16 protein-coding genes are annotated in these 18254 nt (G+C 53.7%); 12 read left to right on the top strand and 4 right to left on the bottom strand.

Annotated features, from left to right (window positions below; translation table 11 throughout):
- The first annotated feature begins 139 nt into the window (after positions 1-139).
- The 7 genes from K1558_RS21495 (at position 140) to K1558_RS21465 (ending at position 7722) form a co-directional block, all read left to right on the top strand.
- Positions 140-874, top strand: a complete 735-nt coding sequence (locus K1558_RS21495; RefSeq protein WP_238653723.1) for a regulatory protein RecX — start codon at positions 140-142, stop codon at positions 872-874.
- Positions 875-1184: 310 nt separating this feature from the next.
- Positions 1185-2726: a ribonuclease Y gene (rny, locus tag K1558_RS21490; protein ID WP_238653722.1), complete on the top strand. Its 1542-nt coding sequence runs from the start codon at positions 1185-1187 to the stop codon at positions 2724-2726.
- 261 nt (positions 2727-2987) lie between these two features.
- Positions 2988-3782, top strand: a complete 795-nt coding sequence (locus tag K1558_RS21485; protein ID WP_238653865.1) for a TIGR00282 family metallophosphoesterase — start codon at positions 2988-2990, stop codon at positions 3780-3782.
- 204 nt (positions 3783-3986) lie between these two features.
- The gene (locus K1558_RS21480; protein ID WP_238653721.1) at positions 3987-4247 is read left to right on the top strand and encodes a stage V sporulation protein S; all 261 of its coding nucleotides are present in this window, start codon (positions 3987-3989) and stop codon (positions 4245-4247) included.
- A 146-nt stretch (positions 4248-4393) separates the two neighbouring features.
- A complete protein-coding gene (locus K1558_RS21475; protein WP_238653720.1) occupies positions 4394-5377 on the top strand; it encodes a dipeptidase in 984 nt (327 codons plus the stop codon).
- A gap of 163 nt (positions 5378-5540) precedes the next feature.
- Positions 5541-6113 (top strand): phosphate propanoyltransferase, encoded by a 573-nt coding sequence (gene pduL, locus K1558_RS21470; protein ID WP_238653719.1) that lies wholly within the window; start codon positions 5541-5543, stop codon positions 6111-6113.
- A gap of 202 nt (positions 6114-6315) precedes the next feature.
- Positions 6316-7722, top strand: coding sequence for a DEAD/DEAH box helicase (locus K1558_RS21465; protein ID WP_238653718.1), 1407 nt, complete (start codon positions 6316-6318; stop codon positions 7720-7722).
- 113 nt (positions 7723-7835) lie between these two features.
- Here K1558_RS21465 and dapA read toward each other — a convergent pair whose 3' ends face one another.
- Positions 7836-8711, bottom strand: coding sequence for a 4-hydroxy-tetrahydrodipicolinate synthase (gene dapA / locus K1558_RS21460; protein WP_238653717.1), 876 nt, complete (start codon positions 8709-8711; stop codon positions 7836-7838).
- 120 nt (positions 8712-8831) lie between these two features.
- Between dapA and K1558_RS21455 the strand changes: the two genes are divergently transcribed.
- Positions 8832-9728 carry a LysR family transcriptional regulator gene (locus K1558_RS21455; protein ID WP_238653716.1) on the top strand — a complete coding sequence of 299 codons (897 nt, stop codon included), beginning with the start codon at positions 8832-8834 and terminating at the stop codon, positions 9726-9728.
- Between the two features lie 134 nt (positions 9729-9862).
- On the opposite strand, the gene K1558_RS21450 is transcribed toward K1558_RS21455, so the two are convergent.
- Both K1558_RS21450 and K1558_RS21445 read right to left on the bottom strand, forming a co-directional pair.
- A complete protein-coding gene (locus K1558_RS21450) occupies positions 9863-10735 on the bottom strand; it encodes a hypothetical protein (protein WP_238653864.1) in 873 nt (290 codons plus the stop codon).
- Between the two features lie 115 nt (positions 10736-10850).
- Positions 10851-11741, bottom strand: coding sequence for a LysR family transcriptional regulator (locus K1558_RS21445; RefSeq protein WP_238653715.1), 891 nt, complete (start codon positions 11739-11741; stop codon positions 10851-10853).
- 169 nt (positions 11742-11910) lie between these two features.
- Here K1558_RS21445 and K1558_RS21440 point away from each other — a divergent pair, with 169 nt between their 5' ends.
- Genes K1558_RS21440 through K1558_RS21425 form a run of 4 tightly spaced genes read left to right on the top strand, consistent with a single transcriptional unit; the run spans position 11911 to position 17086 of the window.
- Positions 11911-12912: an ABC transporter ATP-binding protein gene (locus K1558_RS21440; RefSeq protein WP_238653714.1), complete on the top strand. Its 1002-nt coding sequence runs from the start codon at positions 11911-11913 to the stop codon at positions 12910-12912.
- A 5-nt stretch (positions 12913-12917) separates the two neighbouring features.
- The gene (locus tag K1558_RS21435) at positions 12918-14003 is read left to right on the top strand and encodes an ABC transporter substrate-binding protein (RefSeq protein ID WP_420800459.1); all 1086 of its coding nucleotides are present in this window, start codon (positions 12918-12920) and stop codon (positions 14001-14003) included.
- Between the two features lie 24 nt (positions 14004-14027).
- Positions 14028-15713, top strand: coding sequence for an ABC transporter permease (locus K1558_RS21430; RefSeq protein ID WP_238653712.1), 1686 nt, complete (start codon positions 14028-14030; stop codon positions 15711-15713).
- Positions 15710-17086 (top strand): MBL fold metallo-hydrolase, encoded by a 1377-nt coding sequence (locus tag K1558_RS21425; RefSeq protein WP_238653711.1) that lies wholly within the window; start codon positions 15710-15712, stop codon positions 17084-17086. The genes K1558_RS21430 and K1558_RS21425 overlap by 4 nt, the downstream gene beginning before the upstream one ends.
- A gap of 535 nt (positions 17087-17621) precedes the next feature.
- On the opposite strand, the gene K1558_RS21420 is transcribed toward K1558_RS21425, so the two are convergent.
- Complete coding sequence (locus K1558_RS21420) at positions 17622-18080, bottom strand: AraC family transcriptional regulator (protein WP_338019721.1); 459 nt, start codon at positions 18078-18080, stop codon at positions 17622-17624.
- Positions 18081-18254: the final 174 nt, after the last annotated feature.

The following is an 18254-nucleotide window of genomic DNA, read 5'->3' as shown; positions in this document are numbered from 1 at the left end:
AGGATTTGACCGGGCGCTCTTTCTTAATAGAATTTATATGTTTTGAGGTCCCCGCAAAGTACCTGAGCTCTCACCTACGCTAAAGCTCCACTTTGTGGGGTCATTTTATAATTTTTTGTGGGATAAGGAGAGTTACAGCATGGTCATTCAGTTGAATCCGGAACCCGAGGAACAGGAAGAGCAGGTGCTCGCGGATTTTCCCGAGGATGAAGAACTGGTCATTACGCGTGTGGAGCGCCTGAAGAAGTCGAATTACCGGTATCTGATTCATTTCGGAACCTATAGCATAACTGTTCACGAAGATATTATGATTAAATACCGGATGATAACCGGGAGCACATTCATAAAGGCTGATCTGGAGGATATTGTCGCAGCTGATGAACGCCAGCGGGCTTATGTGGAAGGTCTGAGATATCTGGAACGCAAGCCAAGAACCACGCAGGAGATGGCCCGCCGTTTAAGAGAGAAGGAAATAGGGGAGACTGTTATAGCCGAAGTGCTGCTGCGGCTGCAGAATGAACGGCTGCTGGATGATCCCCTGTACGCCAGGCAGTGGGCCGAGCAGCGGATGGCCTACCAGCGCAAGGGGAAGATGTGGATTCGCCAGGAGCTGCGTGAGAAGGGCATTGATCCGTCACTGATTGCTGAAACGCTGGAGGAGATCACCCCTGAGCAGGAGCTGGAGAGTGCGCTGCAGACCGGCCGGAAGAAATGGAACCTGCTCCGCGGAGACGCGAGCGATAAACGCCGGAAGACCGGAGCCTATCTGATGCGGCGCGGATTCTCCGGTGACCTGGTGCGCCGGGTGCTCGGAATACTGCGGGAAGAGGAGGATTCCGGCCCTGATGAAGAGGAGCTGTACTTCCCGGATTGATTCTCTTGACTTTCAAGCGGTTATCGACTCTCTTGACAAGGTCTTTTTATAAAGAATAAAATATAACATGAATCGGCATAAACTAAGAATCCTTTTTCCTTCCCAAAAAGCAGACTCTTATGTTCCGGTTCACGTACCACTCATATGAATATGTTAACGCCGTATAAGGCGGGCAGTGTGCATGTGCAGCATGTGCAGTATGGCAATCGGTGGATTACCGGTTTTTTGTATGGTGATGAACGGATAGTTTAACAACTGCACACTTACCCAAGGAAAGAGCCTTGGAGGATGTCAACGAGGAGGTGAACAGATGGAAACACTGATCTGGGTCATTATCGTTCTCGTTGTAGCTGCAGCATTCTTTGGATTCGGTTATTTTATTCGTAAATCCCTTGCAGAAGCTAAAATTTCAAGCGCAGAGAAGGAAGCCGTAGTCATCGTGGAGAACGCGAAGAAAGAGGCTGAGGCGCTGAAGAAGGAAACGGTACTGGAGGCCAAGGACGAAGTTCACAGAATCCGTACCGAAGCTGAGAAAGAAACTCGTGAACGCCGGAATGAAATCCAACGGCAAGAGAGACGTTTGCTGCAAAAGGAAGAATCGCTGGATAAAAAAATGGAATCGCTTGAACGAAAAGAAGAGCAGGTAGCTAACAAAGAGAAACGAATTGATGAGACCCAACAGCAAATTGATGTGATCTACAAGAATCAGGTAACTGAACTGGAGCGTATCTCCAATCTGAGCATTGATGATGCCAGAAGTATCATTCTCAGCAATGTGGAGCAGGAAGTCCGTCATGAAACTGCCCAGATGATTAAGGAGATTGAACAGCAGGCCAAGGAGGAAGCGGACAAGAAAGCCCGTGAGATTATTACCTTGGCGATTCAGCGCTGTGCAGCTGATCATGTGGCGGAGACTACGGTATCTGTTGTGACATTGCCGAATGAAGAGATGAAGGGCCGGATTATTGGCCGTGAGGGCCGTAACATCCGGGCACTGGAGACTCTTACCGGGATTGATCTTATTATTGATGATACACCGGAAGCAGTTATTCTGTCGGGATTCGATCCGATCCGCCGCGAAGTGGCCCGTACGGCACTTGAGAAGCTGGTGGCGGATGGCCGTATTCATCCTGCCCGGATTGAAGAAATGGTGGAGAAATCCCGCAAGGAAGTGGATGAGCGGATTCGCGAATATGGTGAACAAGCTACCTTCGAGGTTGGCGTTCACGGCTTGCATCCGGATCTCATCAAGATTCTGGGCCGCCTGAAATTCCGTACGAGCTACGGTCAGAACGTACTTAAGCACTCGATGGAGGTTGCTTATCTGACTGGACTGATGGCCGGTGAGCTTGGGGAAGACATCGTGCTTGCAAAACGTGCCGGATTGCTTCATGACATCGGCAAAGCGCTTGATCATGAAGTGGAAGGTTCGCATGTTGAAATTGGCGTCGAACTGGCGAAGAAGTACAAGGAACACCCGGTGGTTATCAACAGTATCGCTTCCCATCACGGGGATTGCGAGGCTACTTCGGTGATTGCAATGCTGGTCGGAGCTGCTGACGCGTTGTCGGCTGCACGTCCCGGCGCACGCCGTGAGACCCTGGAGACGTACATCAAGCGTCTGGAGAAGCTGGAGGAGATTTCGGAGTCCTTCGAGGGCGTCGAGAAATCCTATGCCATTCAGGCGGGCCGTGAGGTTCGCGTAATGGTGCAGCCTGAGAAGATTGATGATGCTGAGAGCTTCCGTCTGGCCCGCGATATTACGAAGATGATTGAGAGTGAGCTGGATTATCCGGGTCATATCAAGGTTACCGTTATCCGCGAGACCCGCGCTGTAGAATACGCCAAATAGACACAGGAAGAAGGCCCCCATGCGGGGCTTTTTTTCTTGAAATATAAGGATTTATCTGTTCCACGCGATAACTTATCCTTATATTTCCCGCTGAAACGGGTGCCGTCCTTAAAAAGGACGGCATAGCCGTTCCCGCTTGAATTATGTATTTCTCCGCTGGGGGAGAAGCGTTTGGAAGAAGCTAGAATAGGTGAAATTATACTTATGCAGCGATTTTTGGTTGAAAGACCTACTTACTATACGACATAGGAGGAGAAGATCATTAAAGTTTTATTTATCGGAGACATCGTAGGCAATACAGGCAGAAAAGCGCTGCGTGAAATGCTGCCTTCCTTAAAAAGTAAATATCAGCCGCATGTAATTATCGCCAACGGTGAGAATGCGGCAGCCGGCAGAGGAATTACGGCCGCGATTGCCAATGAGTTTTTCAACTGGGGCATCCATGGGATCACTATGGGGAATCACACCTGGGACAACAAGGATATCTTCGAATTCATCGACGACGAGCCGCGGATTATTCGTCCGGCCAATTTCCCGCCGGGAACACCGGGCAGAGGGTATACGGTCGTGAAGGGAAACGGTAAGCAGCTGGCGATTGTGAATCTGCAGGGCCGGACCTTCCTGCCGGCAATTGATGATCCGTTCCGGATCGGTGAGGAGATTGTGGAGGAGCTGCGCAGGGAGCACAAATGCATCCTGGTGGATTTCCATGCCGAAGCCACCTCCGAGAAAATAGCGATGGGCTACTTCATGGATGGTATAGCCTCGATTGTGGTTGGCACCCATACTCATGTGCAGAGCAATGATGAGGTCATTCTGCCCGGCGGAACGGCTTACCTGACCGATGCCGGTATGGTTGGTTCAAGGGAAGGAATTCTGGGTATGGAAAAGGATGCGATTCTCTATAAATTTACAACGCAGCTTCCTTCCCGGTTCGTCGTGGATGAAGGTAAATGGCAGCTGCACGGTTTATTCGCTGAACTGGATGAAGCGACAGGGAAGGCGACACGGGTAGAGAAGATCAGGCTGCGTGAAGATGAATGGGTGATGAGTTAAGCCATTGACAAGCAAATAGGTAATTCGGTAAAAATGATTTTTGTTTTGGGTAAAGTGTGATATTTATTATATCGAAAAAGAGTATCTTTTGAACTATTTTCTCCGGAGTAGTCCGCAAAAAGAAGGAATTAATTCTTCTCCCGCGAATAACATCTACTGTAGTGGAAGAAGAACACCATCATTTTCCCAGGGGAGGTACTTACTATGGAGGTATTAAAAGTATCAGCTAAATCCAATCCAAATTCCGTTGCTGGCGCATTAGCAGGTGTTCTTCGCGAACGGGGATCGGCCGAGCTACAGGCGATTGGAGCTGGAGCACTGAACCAGGCAGTCAAAGCTGTTGCCATCGCCCGGGGATTTGTTGCACCTAGCGGAGTCGATCTGGTCTGCATTCCGGCATTCACAGATATCGTGATTGACGGGGAAGACCGGACGGCGATCAAGCTTATCGTTGAACCCAGATAATTATGAGATTGATTGTTGATTTAGCCTGTTTACTATTAGGTAAACAGGCTTTTTGCTGTTCTGACTGTTTCAGCATCCGGGGGCATACATATAGATAGACAGTTGATCCCTTAGCAGAGATCCGGAAGAAAGAGGGCTGATTAAGGATGGCGAGCGTGAAGCTGAACGTGACTGATTTTCACTGCGATGTTCTGAACAAGCTGCAGGCCAGTCCCGGGATAAACTTCGGCAATGATCCCCGGCTGGATGTGACCAGAGAACGGCTGGAGGAGGGGAATGTCGCACTTCAGGTATTTGCAATCTATTTGTCGGCGGTGCATGGCCGGGCACGATTCGAGGATATTCTCGGTCAGATTGAAGCTTTCCGTGAGCAGGTAGCCGGACCCGGGGGCCTCCGGTGGCTGCGCTGGAAGGAAGAGGTGAAGGAGGTCGGTCTGCCGGGACCGCCCTTTGGAATGCTGTCTCTGGAGGGCGTGGACGGTCTGGAGGGCAATCTGTTCTATGCCCGGCTATGCTTCGAGCTTGGGGTGCGCTTCATGGGGATCACCTGGAACTATGCCAACTGGGCCGCAGACGGCGTACTGGAGCGGAGGGCCGGCGGCTTCACCGAGCGGGGAAGGCAGCTCATTGAATGGTGTAACGGAAGCGGGATGCTGCTGGATGTGTCCCATTTGGCACCGGCCGGCTTCTGGGAGCTCGCAGAGCTGAGTAAGCGGCCTTTTATTGCCTCTCATTCGAATGCGGCTGCCGTCTGCGGGCATCCCCGTAATCTAAGCGATGATCAGATCAAAGCGATGATTGCTATGAACGGACGAATTGGACTGACCTTTGTCCCCTGGTTTGTCCGGGATGGGGGCGGGGCGGAACGTGACGATGTACGGAGGCACATTGAGCATATCTGCGGCTTGGGCGGAAGCGGAGTGCTGATGTTCGGCTCGGATTTTGACGGCATTGATGCCTGGGTGAAGGGGCTGGAGCATCCGGGCCAATATGCGGAGTTCGCGGGACTGCTGCTGCGTTATTACCCGGAGGAAGAGGTGAGAGGCTGGCTGTACGGGAATGCGCTCCGTTACCTGGAGAAGCAATTACCTTCAGTGACAGGTCCAACTCCTGCTGCAGCGGGAGCATAATAAAAGGGATGGATAAATGTGGGCAATTCCATTCACAAATTCGTAAAATGTCGAAAAAAAGCAGCACATTGTGACATGGATCTTTTTATTTTCGGGTAAGAAGAGGTATAATGTTCAGTGGCTTGTACAGATACTAGAGAAAATACAAGGAGTGACTTACAAAATGAGCAAGACTGTACCCGTAGGTGTGTCGGCCCGGCATATTCACCTTACGCAGGAGCATGTAGAAGCATTGTTTGGCCCAGGTTATCAATTGACGGAGTTCAAACCCCTGTCCCAGCCTGGACAATTCGCAGCTAACGAGCAAGTGGCTGTCATTGGTACCAAAGGGAAATTCGATAAAGTAAGAATTCTCGGACCTGCCCGTCCGGCTTCGCAGCTGGAAGTCTCCCGCACAGACGCATTCAGCCTCGGCGTGAAGGCACCTGTCCGTGAGTCCGGCAATATTGAAGGAACACCAGGCATCACGATTAAAGGACCAGCCGGTGAAATTGAGCTTGAGACTGGTGTAATCGTAGCTGCCCGCCACATCCACTTCCACACCTCTGAAGCCGAAGCTTGGGGCATCGCCGACAAGCAGCTTCTGAAGGTACGCCTCGGCGGCGAACGCGGCCTGGTGCTGGAGAACGTTATTGCGCGCGTATCCGACAACTTCAAGCTGGATATGCATATCGACACCGATGAAGCGAATGCTGCCGGTGCCAGCAATGGCGATACCGCTGAAATCGTAGATTAGTTTTATACCGTATACAAAGAGCAGAGCAGGGGAGCGATCCTCTGCTTTTTTTGCGTGCTTTGGGAGGTTGCAGTTTCTGCTGGGGGTTAATTGTATGCTGCTGAGAAAATCTGAATTCTCATATTGGGTAATCTATGTTATCATTATGTGTTATGACTTGCTTAAATGAATAAATCCATGGATTCAAGATAAAGGAGATCAAATGACATTTAATGAATTGAACTTAATCCCACCGATTCTCAAGGCGCTAAGCCTCGAAAATTATACATCCCCGACCTCGATCCAGGAAGAGTCGATTCCTGCGGCACTTACCGGCCGGGATATTCTGGGCTGTGCCCAGACAGGCACCGGCAAGACGGCAGCCTTCTCATTGCCGATTATTCAGCTTCTTAGCCAGCAGCCGGGCAGATCCGGCAGCGCAAAGAAGATCCGTTCGCTGATTCTGACCCCGACCCGGGAGCTTGCGCTGCAAATACAAGAGAATATTCAAGCCTACAGCAAGTTCACATCAATCCGTTCAACGGCAATTGTCGGAGGAGTGTCACAGAAAGCCCAGGAGCGCGCGCTTGCTATTGGAGCGGACATCCTGATTGCTACCCCGGGAAGACTGATCGATCTGATCGGTCAGCAGCGTGTGGACCTGCAGCATGTGCAGATTCTGGTGCTGGATGAAGCGGACCGGATGCTAGATATGGGCTTCATTCATGATGTGAAGCGGATTATCGCCAAGATGCCGGCCAAGAAGCAGACCTTGTTCTTCTCCGCTACCATGCCGCCGGAGATCTCACAGCTGGTGAAGACGCTGCTGGTCAATCCGGTCAAAATTGAGATTACGCCTGTATCCTCTACCGTGGACAGAATCGAGCAGTCAGTCTATCTGCTGGAGACCGGGAACAAGCAGAAGCAGCTGAACCGCCTGCTGCAGGATAAGTCAATTGTGTCCGCACTGGTATTCACACGCACGAAGCGCGGGGCTGACCGCGTTGCCCGGGATTTGACCCGGAACAATATCACCGCTCAGGCGATCCATGGCAACAAATCGCAGAACGAACGCCAGAATGCGCTCAGGAACTTCAAGGGCGGGACGACCAGAGTACTGGTCGCTACTGACATCGCTGCCCGCGGGATTGATATTGATGAGCTGTCCCATGTGATCAACTTCAACCTGCCGAATATCCCGGAGACTTACGTACACCGGATCGGCCGGACCGGCCGCGCAGGCATGAGCGGCGTGGCGATCTCGCTGTGTGAAGCCGAGGAGATTCCGTACCTGAAGGATATCCAGAAGGTGATCGGCAAGACGATCCCGCAGGTAAGGGACAATGCCTATCCGATGCCGGCGGCCGATCTGGCCTTGCTTGCTGAGCGTCCGGGCAGAGGTGCGGGCAAATCACAGGCTAAGCCGGGCAATAAAGCCCAGGCCGCTCCAGTGAAGAAGGCGCAACAGGCTCCGGGCAATAGAGCTCCGGGCGGGCAAGCGAAGAAGACCCCAAGCGCACCGGCGAACAAAAATCAGGCAGCTCCGGCGAAGAAGCCGCAGACCTCTCAGCCGCGTAAGCCGAATCCTAATCCGAACTCCAACCGGTTTAACCGTAAGATGCCGAAGTAACGGATAAGCTTCCAAGCTTCCAAAGATGAATGCCCGTTAATAAAAACCCGCCGCTCCAGGCTGTCAGCCGGAGCGGCGGGTTCTTTGGGGTTATACTGGTTGCGGGCAAAGGATTATCCCGCAAGATAAGCGCCCAGCTCTTCGCGCAATGCGGAGCTGATCGAGGTCATCGGCAGACGCAGGGTGTCCGAGGCGATCTCGCCGCGTGCGCTGAGCAGCCATTTGATCGGCGCGGGGTTGGATTCCTTGAACAGCAGCTGCATCAGCGGCACGAGCTGGTCAAAGGCAGCACGGGCATCTTCCACCTGGCCCGCTCTATACTGCTCATAGATGCTGAGGTAACGGGCGGTATGTACGTTGGCGGAGGCTAACATACCGCCGGCGGCTCCGTAGCCCAGCATCTCGAAGAAGTGCAGGTCGTCGCCGCAGAGCACCGGCTTTGAGCCGCCGCGGGACAGCTCGGAGACCAGCTGCGGGGAGCCGGAGCAGTCTTTTAACCCGACTACATTGTTCATCTCAAGGATCGTACGCGCGGTGTCCACCGTCATGCCCACTCCGGCGCGGCCGGGAATGTCATAAGCGATAATGGGAAGGCCGACCTCAGCCGCCTTGCGGAAATGGGCGATGATCCCTTCCTGGGAAGGACGGCTGTAATAAGGAACAACGATAAGGGCGGCATCGGCCCCGGCGTTCGCGGCCAGCTCGGTGCGGGCTACTGTGGAGTGCGTATCGTTCGTACCGGTGCCTACGACCAGTGGAATGGAAGTGGACTTCAGCAGCTCGCGTGAAGCATCCACGAGGGTCTGCAATTCCTGTATATTGACTGTGGGCGATTCTCCAGTGGTTCCATTGACGACCAGACCATGAATACTGTTCTTGATGATGGTGTTCACATAACGCCGATACGATTCCAGATCGATCTCGCCATCAGCTTGGAACGGGGTGACCACGGGAACATAGATTCCATAAATCTGTTCTTCTGTTAACATGAATATCGTCCTCCAACATTGTATAATCCGTTTATCTTACTGTACCATGGATTATTCCATCGCCGTTAGCTATAATAAATGATGAAGGTTATCAAAAATATTGATGTTAGGGTGATACAGGTGGACTTAACCTATATGCGGACATTCCGCGAGGTGGCGAAGCGGCAGAGCTTCACCCGCGCGGCTGAAGAGCTGGGCTATGCGCAGTCCAGCGTCACGATGCAGATACAGAAGATTGAGAAGGAGTACGGAGTGCCCCTGATGGAGCGGCATGGCCGGGCCTTACGGCTGACTCCGCCGGGGGAAGAGCTCCTGAAGCTGTTCGTGGAGATCCTCGACCTGTATGACCGCTCCAAGGAGACGATTGCCCAGCAGATTGGCGGAACGCTGACGATTGGTACTATTGACTCTCTGGCAGCGTTCTATCTGCCGCCGTTCCTGCAGCAGCTACGGACGATGTTCCCCGGACTGAATATCCATCTGCAGACCGAGCAGGAGGCCAACCTGATGGCCAAAATCAGAGACGGCGAGGTCGACATGGGCCTGCTGCTGGACCGCAGCACCACTGACAGCCAGCTTACGCGCACGATTATCCGTGAAGAGCCGCTTGTCCTGGTGGCGCCTGCCAGTCATCCGCTGGCCCGGCTGGAACGGGTAACACTCCAGAATCTGAACAACTGTGAGCTGATCGTCTCCGAGGAGAGCTGTATCTACCGCAGTCTGTTTGAGAATCTGCTGCGGGAGCACGGGATTGTGTTCCGGATTGGTTTTGAGCTGTCGAATCTGGAGGCGATCAAGCGCTGTGTCCGCAACGGGCTGGGCATTGCGCTCTTGCCGCGAATAGTGGCGGAGGAGGAGATTGAGCGGGGGAATCTGTCGGAGCTGGCTTTTGCCCACCCTGAGATTCATTTCGACCTGCAACTCCTGCTGCATCCGAAGAAGTGGAAGTCTCTGCCGCTGCAGTCGCTGATTCAAATGCTGCTTGAGGATGCTAAGGCGAAGACTGTTGCGCTGTGAAAGTGACATACTGGGCAGCGGGGAGTCGTCTCTCGCAGATTCATACCACTGGAAGAGCACTGCCGTATCACCCTTATGAAGGGTGCGGCAGTGCTCTTGTTCGAGTTATAAGTGAATATTAATGGACGATTACGCTAATACCGTTCCAGAATCAGCTGGGTTTTGAGGCCATCGGCAGGAAGAAGCCAGCCCTCGGCGTTCAGCAGGCTCATCAGTCCGGCACGTAATCCGGTTACGCTGGTGCTATCGGCGGTTTTGAATGAGATCTCCACAATATTCTGGATGTCGCTTCCCGCCTCGTCACGTACTGGCCATACCTCAAGAGTAAGCTCCTGATTGTTCCAGGTGCCTGTATACCGCTCGAAGGTCAACGGGCCGTGCGCCCGGGAGGCTGACAGCTTCTGCTTCCCCCAGTTCGAGGCAGACCAGTTCTTCAATTTGCCTGGCAGCTTGTCCAGCAGTAGCTCCAGGGCGTCATCCTCAGCGGGAAGTACGGCTCCGGCGGCTTTGGTGCTGACCTTCTTGGTATTGGAGAAGCTAAGGGTCTGCTTGCCATACCCCCAATCCACCTCTGCTTCATAGTTGTCATCTGAGGCATCGAAGCCCTCCTGATTCGCCAGGGTGAGCGCTGCCTGGATATTTCCGTTCACGACAGGATAACGTTTCTTGTACGTCAATTCATAATCGGATTTGTCTTCTTTTTTGCGCAGCCGCACATCCCACCCCTTGCTGTTCAGCTCCAGCGTGTCCGTATCGAAATACTCGACACGAATGGCCTGTGGAGTAGAATTCAGCTCCAGTATATCCATGACCTCGCTGCGCGGCGATCCGCTGCTGTTCAGTACAAGATCAGGGTCCGCCAGAAACTTTACTTCATACGCTGGAACCGCGTTAGCTGCGGCAGAGGCACGTTCAGGCAGCAGGACGCCCAGTCCGGCCGTTACACCGCTTGCAGTCACTACACTCAGCATGAACGACAGGGTAAGCTTTCTCCATTTTCTCAACATCATCACTCCTATGCTCGGGTTTGGGTACATGACCCACTTTAAGGGCTGAGTATATGGGAGCGGTTAAGGTGAAAGGGGAATTGCGTTAATCCTGCATAGATTGACTCAATGGCGGCTAACAGTTTTTGGTGGCCAGCAGGCTGCTCCGGAAGCTCTCCATCTGCACCGAAGGATGCCGGTCCTTGTTATGCACGGCATAGATATAACGCGGCGCCATTTCCCCTTGAATAGGCAGCACCTGAATCAGCCCTTGCTGCTGCTCCCACTGCACCGCCATCCGGGACATTACGGAGATGTGGCCGCCCAACTGCACGAGCTGCTTGATGGCCTCCAGCGAATCCACCTCAATTGTATTGCGCAGCTGCAGCCCTTGCTGTCCGAACCAGCGCTCGGTCAGGCGGCGTGTGCTGGACTCGCTTCCGTGCAGCGCAAAGGGAGTCTTACTCATCTCCTCCATAGTAAGCTGAGTCTTGCGGGCGAACGGATGCTTAGGAGAACAAATCAGGACGAGGTCATCTGTAATCAGCGGTTCAGCCAGCAGGGCAGGCTCTGTAAAAGGCTCGGAGGAGATCACACCTAAGTCAATTTCATGACGGACCAGCATCTCCCGGATGACCGGGGAGGGCTTCACAGACAGAACGATGCGGATGCCGGGGAACTCCCGGGAGAACGCATGTAATATAGCCGGCAGCAGATAGGTTGCAGGTACATAGCTGGCTCCGATCAGAAGCGTTCCCCGGTAGAGGGTGTCGAATTCTCCGGCTACCCGGCGGGCCTCACGGGCAAGCGCATTAATTTTCACGGAATAATGAAGGAGAGCCGCTCCTGCCTCGGTGAGAAAGGTTTTGCCGCTGCGGGCTTCGAACAGCCGGACCCCAAGCTCTTCTTCAAGCGACTTCATATGAAAGGTTACGGTCGGCTGCTTGATCCCGAGCACTTCTGCTACGCTGGTCATATGGTGCAGCTGGTCGATCAGTTCAATAATTTGCAGTTTCATCAAATTCATGAATGTACCTCTTCTAAGCATTAGTAGGATATCCCCCACCATAGATTTTATCTATGAACGTTAACAGAATTCATATATAAAGTTAATTACGTGTTTACAAGAAAAATAAACAACCTGCGAATACAGACGTTAGACTGAGGACAGCTCAAGAAGACAGGCAGGGATCAAAATGAATATTCAGATGAAGGGGATTCATAAAAGCTTTGGCGGACAACCGGCGCTGCTGCCTGCACAGCTGGAATTGAAGCACGGTAAGTTCACCACCTTACTGGGACCTTCCGGCTGCGGAAAAACCACGCTGCTGCGGATGTTAGCGGGCCTTGAGCGCCCGGATGGCGGGGAATTATACGCTGACGGGAACTGTTATTTCTCCGCTGCACAGCGGATCGATGTTCCGGTACATAAGCGGAATTTCGGGATGGTGTTCCAGGATTTTGCACTCTGGCCGCATATGACGGTGTACGAGAATGTGGCCTTCGGGCTGAAGGCCTCAGGGCAGCGCGCGCAGCTGCGGAGCAAGGTCCTGGAGACACTGGCTATGGTCCGGCTGCAAGGAATGGAGAACCGGTATCCGCATCAGCTGTCGGGCGGTCAGCAGCAGAGGGTTGCTTTTGCCAGAGCGGTAGTTGTCCGTCCGGGTGTGGTGCTCTTCGATGAGCCGTTAAGCGCGCTGGATGCCGTACTCCGGGAAGAGATGAGAGTGGAGATGATGTCGCTGGTCCGGGACATGGGTCTAACTGCACTCTACGTAACCCACGATCAGATCGAAGCGATGTCGATGTCCGACGAGATTGTGGTTATGAAAAGCGGGCGGATATTGCAGACAGGAACTCCTGAAGACGTATATGAGGCCCCGTCAGAGCCGTTCGTCGCTTCGTTCATCGGCAAGTCGAACTGGCTTACGCCGGAGCAGGAGATGGTGCGGCCTGAGCATATCGGATGGAGCCGCACGGCGGGCGATGACCTGTGTTATTCCGCTGTTGTAAGAAGTGTCAGTTATGTCGGAGAGCGTTATGAGATCCGTGCGGAGGTGGAGGGGGCCGGAATATGGACAGCCTATCTGAACAACCGGATTCCCTTAGGAGAAAGGGTTCAGCTCTATGTCTCACCACGGCGGATATGCCGAATGAATTCAAATTCAAATGAAGAAGAACTTAAAAGGAGCGAATGATAATCATGAAATGGAACAATCCGCGTAAACAAGGTGCAATGCTGCTGTTATCTGCTGTGATGAGTATGAGTCTGGCAGGCTGCGGTACGGGCAACAGCACCAGTGCCGACGGGTCCAGCACGAGTACACCTGAGGCGACGGATGCAGCTGCGTCAACTCCTGAAGCTACAGCAGCTGCGTTAAGCGGCAAGCTGGTACTGTATTCCGCCGGCCCTCAGGGCTTGGCAGACGATATTGTGAATGGCTTCAAGGCCAAGACAGGCCTTACGGTGGAGATGTTTCAGGGAACGACCGGCAAAATTCTGGCCCGGATGGAAGCCGAGAAAGCAAATCCGGTAGCCGATGTGGTGATTCTGGCTTCCCTGCCTTCCGCACAGGCGCTTAAGGCGGACGGTCTGACGCTGCCCTACCCGGAAGCGGCCAATAAGGAGAAGCTGAATCCGGACTGGTCGGATGCCGAAGGCAATTATTTCAGTTCAAGCGCCTCCGCGCTGGGGATTGTCTATAATACGAAGCTGGTAGCGAATCCGCCCAAGACCTGGGCAGAGCTGGCAGATGCGGAGTGGAAGGACGCCGTCAACATTCCAGATCCGACGCTGTCAGGCTCGGCGCTGGATTTCATTACAGGCTATCTCAGCGTGAACGGCGAGCAGGGCTGGGATCTGTTCAAGAATTATAAGGCGAACGGTGTTGCTATGGCTGGAGCGAACCAGGAAGCGCTTGATCCGGTTGTTACAGGAGCTAAGAGTATTGTGGCAGCAGGAGTAGATTATATGGCCTATAAGGCAAAAGCAAAAGGAGAGCCGCTGGATATTGTCTATCCTGAGGAGGGTACGGTGATAAGTCCAAGACCGGCAGCCATTCTGAAAACGAGTCCGAACGTGGACAATGCCAAAGCGTTCATTGATTATCTGTTGTCTGACGAAGCCCAGCAGCTGGTAGCGGATGCGTATCTCATCCCGGGCCGCGGGGATATTGAAGCTTCGAACCGGACCAATCTGAAGGACATCCCGCAGCTTAAGGTGGACTGGGCCTGGATGAGTGAGCACGGGAATGAGACGGCCTCGAAATTCGCGGAAATTTACAAATAAGGCTTAAGGTTGAGGTGAAAAGCAATGAGTCCAGTCTCCATGGACAGTAACCGGATACTTCGGAGAGCGGGCTTGCTGCTCTCCTTCTTTTTGCTGGCGGTCAGTATCGGCATTCCGCTCCTGCTCATCTTCTGGCAAAGCGTTACCCCGGATCAACGGCTCGACTGGATGGCCCCGCTCCGTACAATCACCGGACAGAGTCTGTCCGGGGTACTGCTGAATTCGCTATGGCTTGGAATATGCGTAGTGGCCGGAACCACGCTGCTTGCGCTGCCGCTGGCCTGGATGATGGCCAAGACCCGTATGGGGCTGCACCGCTGGATTGATGTTATTCTGCTGATTCCGTTCATGACCCCGCCGTATATCGGCTCCATGGGCTGGATTCTGTTCATGCAAAAAGGCGGATATCTTCAGCAGTGGCTTCCGGGTGCTGGCGCGTTAAGTGATTCTTTCTTCAGCTTCTGGGGGATGGTCTTCATCATGAGCATGCATCTGTTCCCGTTCCTGTATCTGCTGCTTCGGGATGCGCTTATCCGTATAGGCGGCAATCTGGAAGAGGCGGGAGCGGTGCACGGGGCAAAGGCAGGCTACCGCTTCCGGCGGATCATCATGCCGCTGCTGCTGTCGGCCTATGGCATGGGGGGGATGCTCGTCTTCGTCAAGACGATTGCAGAGTTTGGAACCCCGGCAACCTTCGGCCGCAAGATCGGCTATTATGTCATGACCTCGGAAATTCATAAATACATTTCCAGCTGGCCGATTGACTTCGGCAAGGCTACATCGCTTGCATCCGTGCTGCTGTCGGTCTGTCTGGTCATCTGGTACATGCAGTCGGCGGTCAGCCGCCGGTTCACATACCGTCTGGTGGGGGGCAAAGGACAGCGCTCCAAGACGTATTCGTTACGCGGAGGCGCAGGCTGGATCGCCGGTATATATTTGGCTGCCCTGCTGCTATTATCCATAGGTATCCCATACTTCTCGATTATCGCCGCCTCGCTGATGAAGCTGCGCGGTGCCGGGCTGTCGCTGGACAATCTGACGCTGGAGCATTACAGAGAACTGCTCTCCTGGGGATCGGTGAGTCTGAAAGCGATTGGGAACAGTCTGGGGCTGTCGCTGGCCGCAGCGTCGGTGGCTGTCGTGCTAGGAGCCGGCCTTGCCCTGGCCATCGGCAGGTCTTCGAACCGGCTGCAGCGGATCATTGATCTGCTGAGTCTTCTGCCTAATACGGTTCCGGGCATTGTTATGGTGGTAGGGCTGATTCTGCTCTGGAATGCGCCATGGATGCCCTTCACGCTCTACAACACGTATGGCATGGTAGTGCTTACCTATGTGGTGCTGTTTCTTCCTTATACAGTGCAGTACGTGAAGTCCAGCTTCTCGCAAATTAACGGTATGCTTTTTCAAGCGGCCCAGGTCAGCGGAGCGGGCCCGTTCTATATCTTGCGGAGGATTCTGCTTCCGCTCATCATGCCCGGCATGCTGGCAGGCTGGATGATGACCTTCACTATTTCTGTACGGGAGCTGGTCGGCTCGCTGCTGATTCTGCCGCCTTCGATGCAGACCTCGGCTACGTATATTTTTGCCCAGTTCGAACAGGGGCAGGTATCGCTTGGTATGGCAATGGCGGTGGTATCGGTCGGCTTGACGGTGCTGCTGCTGCTGGGCATTGAACTGCTGAATTCCAGAAGAAAGTGGAGCGGAACATGACGAAGCTGACCATATGGGGCGGAGCCGGTGAACACGGGCGTTCTGCTTATCTCCTGAGTGGAGGCGGCTACCGTCTGCTGCTTGATTGCGGCGTGAAAAAAGGCGGAGCCGGACAATATCCCCTCATCGAACCCGGGCAGGCGGCACTTCTTGATGCGGTACTGCTCTCCCATGCCCATGAGGATCATTCGGTTGCGCTGCCGCTGCTGTATGCGCAGGGTTACAAGGGGGAGGTATGGACAACTCGGGAAACAAGGGCGCAGCTGGATACCTACTTCCGCTCCTGGCGTTCAAGCATTAGCCGTGAGGGTCATGAGCTGCCATACACTGAAGCAGATGAACAAGCGATCCGTTACAGGTATCTGGAAGAGGAGGGCAGCTGCCTGTCCTGGCTCGGATTGATTCCGGGAGTACAGATCATGTGGGGGCGAAGCGGACATCTGGCGGGATCAGTATGGTTCCTAATCGCAGCCGAAGGGCGCTCGGTCTTCTATTCTGGAGATTATACGGTGGAGTCGCTGTTGCTTGCGGCTGATTCACCGGCCGAAGCAATACACGCAGCCGGGGGCATCCCTGACCTTGAGCAGAGGCTGAGAGCTTGGTCTTGCGGCCAGCGTCTTGATCTGGCGGTTGCCGATGCGGCCTACGGAATGGACGAGGAGACCCAGCCGGAGAAGCTGAGGCAACTGGAGCAGGCCATCCGCAGAACTGCGGCACGGGGAGGCAAGGTGCTGCTGCCGGTTCCGGCAGGCGGACGCGGCCAGGAGATGATACTGTGGGCCGCCAAGCTTTTTGCGGACCTGCCAATTATTGTGGAAGCGAAGCTGATAGAGGGGATGAGGCGGCTGACAGCCTCGCCGTTCTGGCTTAGAGGCGTTGAGCGAACAGGAGGGGATTCCGCAGCGGATCGCATAGCAGACTTTCTTGCCGCCCGCCGCTGGACGATGCCTCAGAGCGAGGCGGAGCGGGAAGAGTTGCTGTCAGTCTCCGGCCCGTCCCTGTGGTTCGTGCCGGATGGCATGATGCAATCTTCCTTATCCCGCTGGTACTATGCGAGATGGGCGGCTTACTCTGCTTATTCGGTGCTGCTCACCGGTCATGCGGCAGCGGGTACCTTCGCCTACAAGCTGCTGCATGAACCGGGGCAGCATGGAGCATGCGAGGTGCTTAAGCTGCGCTACAAGGTGCATCAGGGCCGGGAAGATGTGCAGCGCATGCTGAAGTCCCTCCCCGTCCGGCACGCCGTGCTGGTGCATGCAGCGAAGCCGGAGACCGACAAGCTCCGTGAAGCCTTGATCCAAGGCGGTCAGCTGACCGGCTGCACGCTGCATTCTATGGTGCCGGGAGAAAAGTTGGATTTGGAAGGTCTATGAAATGACGGATGAAAAGAGGCTGTCTCATAAGCGGGAATTTTGCTTATAGAGATGGCCCCTTTTTTGTTTTAGAAAGAAGAGCAGATGCAATGTATATGAAAAACCGAATACAATTTGCTGGGCGAAGGTACATGACCTGATTGTATGCGAAAAAACGAACACAATTTGTTGAGGGGCGGCGCGTGAGCCAAATGTATGCGGAAATCTGAATACAATCAATGCTGCTGCGATGAGGGGGGCCTCATGCTCCGCGGTCTGTAACATTGTAGAGAAATCATGCAAGAAGCGCAGCAAATAGTGCCCGATAGAAGCGGCTGATGCTGAAATCCTGCATGAAATGCAACAAACCCGTCTCTAACTTGCTCCCAGCACCGGAATTCCTGCAAATGATGCAACAATGTGAATTCCAAGCAAGCGGTCGGTGAGATCAAAAAAATCTGGAGACTACAGCGGTGGGAACAACGTTCTGTTTGCGGAGCGTCCACTCAAGCGCCCGCGTTGATCCTGCCGGCAAAGCCGCTTTTCAAAGCAGCACTTACTCAAGCACAGGAAAACAAAGCTCACACAGATGCCTGTTAACCATATCCTCTTTGTACCTTTCCATGACAGGCCTCTGCTGATCCAGCGTACGGCCGCTGCGTGACAGCGCCGGGAGGATCTCCGTCCATGCCTGCTGAACGGCTTCAGCCGTGTGGGCAATGGTTACAACTGCGTACGTGCCGCTGGGTAGGACCCCATAGGGAACGGAGGTCTCCACAGGCGGATGCTCTGGCAGGCTGATGCAGGCATCATATCGGCAATGCTCCGGCAGGGTGTTTGCAGGATTGTCCTGGGGGATGCCCCAAATTACAGCCGTGCCCTGAAGCAGACCTTGCTCCCGCGCCCATTGCTTAAGCAGGTCCATCGCCAGAGCGTTCTCCGGTCCGTAAGGGCCTGTCCGCCTTACATATGCTATGCGGGTTGCCGGAATCGTTTCGAGCTGAATGTTCATCATTGTTCATGATCCTTTCTGTTGTCAGAATGAAGTACATCCGAATGCTAACATGGACTAAAATAGATTGCTTAACTTTTTTCAGCAGCCTATGATATGCAGCAAGATATTGACATCAAAAACTAGAATATGTTATATAAAAGGGAGTGTTAGCACTCGGTCCTGTGGAGTGCTAAA

The organism is Paenibacillus piscarius (assembly GCF_022234545.1).
Taxonomy (GTDB): Bacteria; Bacillota; Bacilli; order Paenibacillales; family Paenibacillaceae; genus Paenibacillus_AQ; species Paenibacillus_AQ piscarius.
The sequence above is the reverse complement of the archived record's forward strand: the minus strand, read 5'-3'. Positions and strand labels throughout refer to the sequence as shown.

What these genes read in the sequence shown, in the direction of transcription:
- pduL (WP_238653719.1), top strand. Translation starts at nt 5,541, where the DNA reads ATGAGCAAGACTGTACCCGTAGGTGTGTCGGCCCGGCATATTCACCTT.
- dapA (WP_238653717.1), bottom strand. Translation starts at nt 8,711, where the DNA reads ATGTTAACAGAAGAACAGATTTATGGAATCTATGTTCCCGTGGTCACC.
- K1558_RS21425 (WP_238653711.1), top strand. Translation starts at nt 15,710, where the DNA reads ATGACGAAGCTGACCATATGGGGCGGAGCCGGTGAACACGGGCGTTCT.
- K1558_RS21450 (WP_238653864.1), bottom strand. Translation starts at nt 10,735, where the DNA reads ATGTTGAGAAAATGGAGAAAGCTTACCCTGTCGTTCATGCTGAGTGTA.
- K1558_RS21465 (WP_238653718.1), top strand. Translation starts at nt 6,316, where the DNA reads ATGACATTTAATGAATTGAACTTAATCCCACCGATTCTCAAGGCGCTA.
- K1558_RS21495 (WP_238653723.1), top strand. Translation starts at nt 140, where the DNA reads ATGGTCATTCAGTTGAATCCGGAACCCGAGGAACAGGAAGAGCAGGTG.
- K1558_RS21420 (WP_338019721.1), bottom strand. Translation starts at nt 18,080, where the DNA reads ATGATGAACATTCAGCTCGAAACGATTCCGGCAACCCGCATAGCATAT.
- K1558_RS21440 (WP_238653714.1), top strand. Translation starts at nt 11,911, where the DNA reads ATGAATATTCAGATGAAGGGGATTCATAAAAGCTTTGGCGGACAACCG.
- K1558_RS21430 (WP_238653712.1), top strand. Translation starts at nt 14,028, where the DNA reads ATGAGTCCAGTCTCCATGGACAGTAACCGGATACTTCGGAGAGCGGGC.
- K1558_RS21445 (WP_238653715.1), bottom strand. Translation starts at nt 11,741, where the DNA reads ATGAATTTGATGAAACTGCAAATTATTGAACTGATCGACCAGCTGCAC.
- rny (WP_238653722.1), top strand. Translation starts at nt 1,185, where the DNA reads ATGGAAACACTGATCTGGGTCATTATCGTTCTCGTTGTAGCTGCAGCA.
- K1558_RS21435 (WP_420800459.1), top strand. Translation starts at nt 12,918, where the DNA reads ATGAAATGGAACAATCCGCGTAAACAAGGTGCAATGCTGCTGTTATCT.
- K1558_RS21475 (WP_238653720.1), top strand. Translation starts at nt 4,394, where the DNA reads ATGGCGAGCGTGAAGCTGAACGTGACTGATTTTCACTGCGATGTTCTG.
- K1558_RS21480 (WP_238653721.1), top strand. Translation starts at nt 3,987, where the DNA reads ATGGAGGTATTAAAAGTATCAGCTAAATCCAATCCAAATTCCGTTGCT.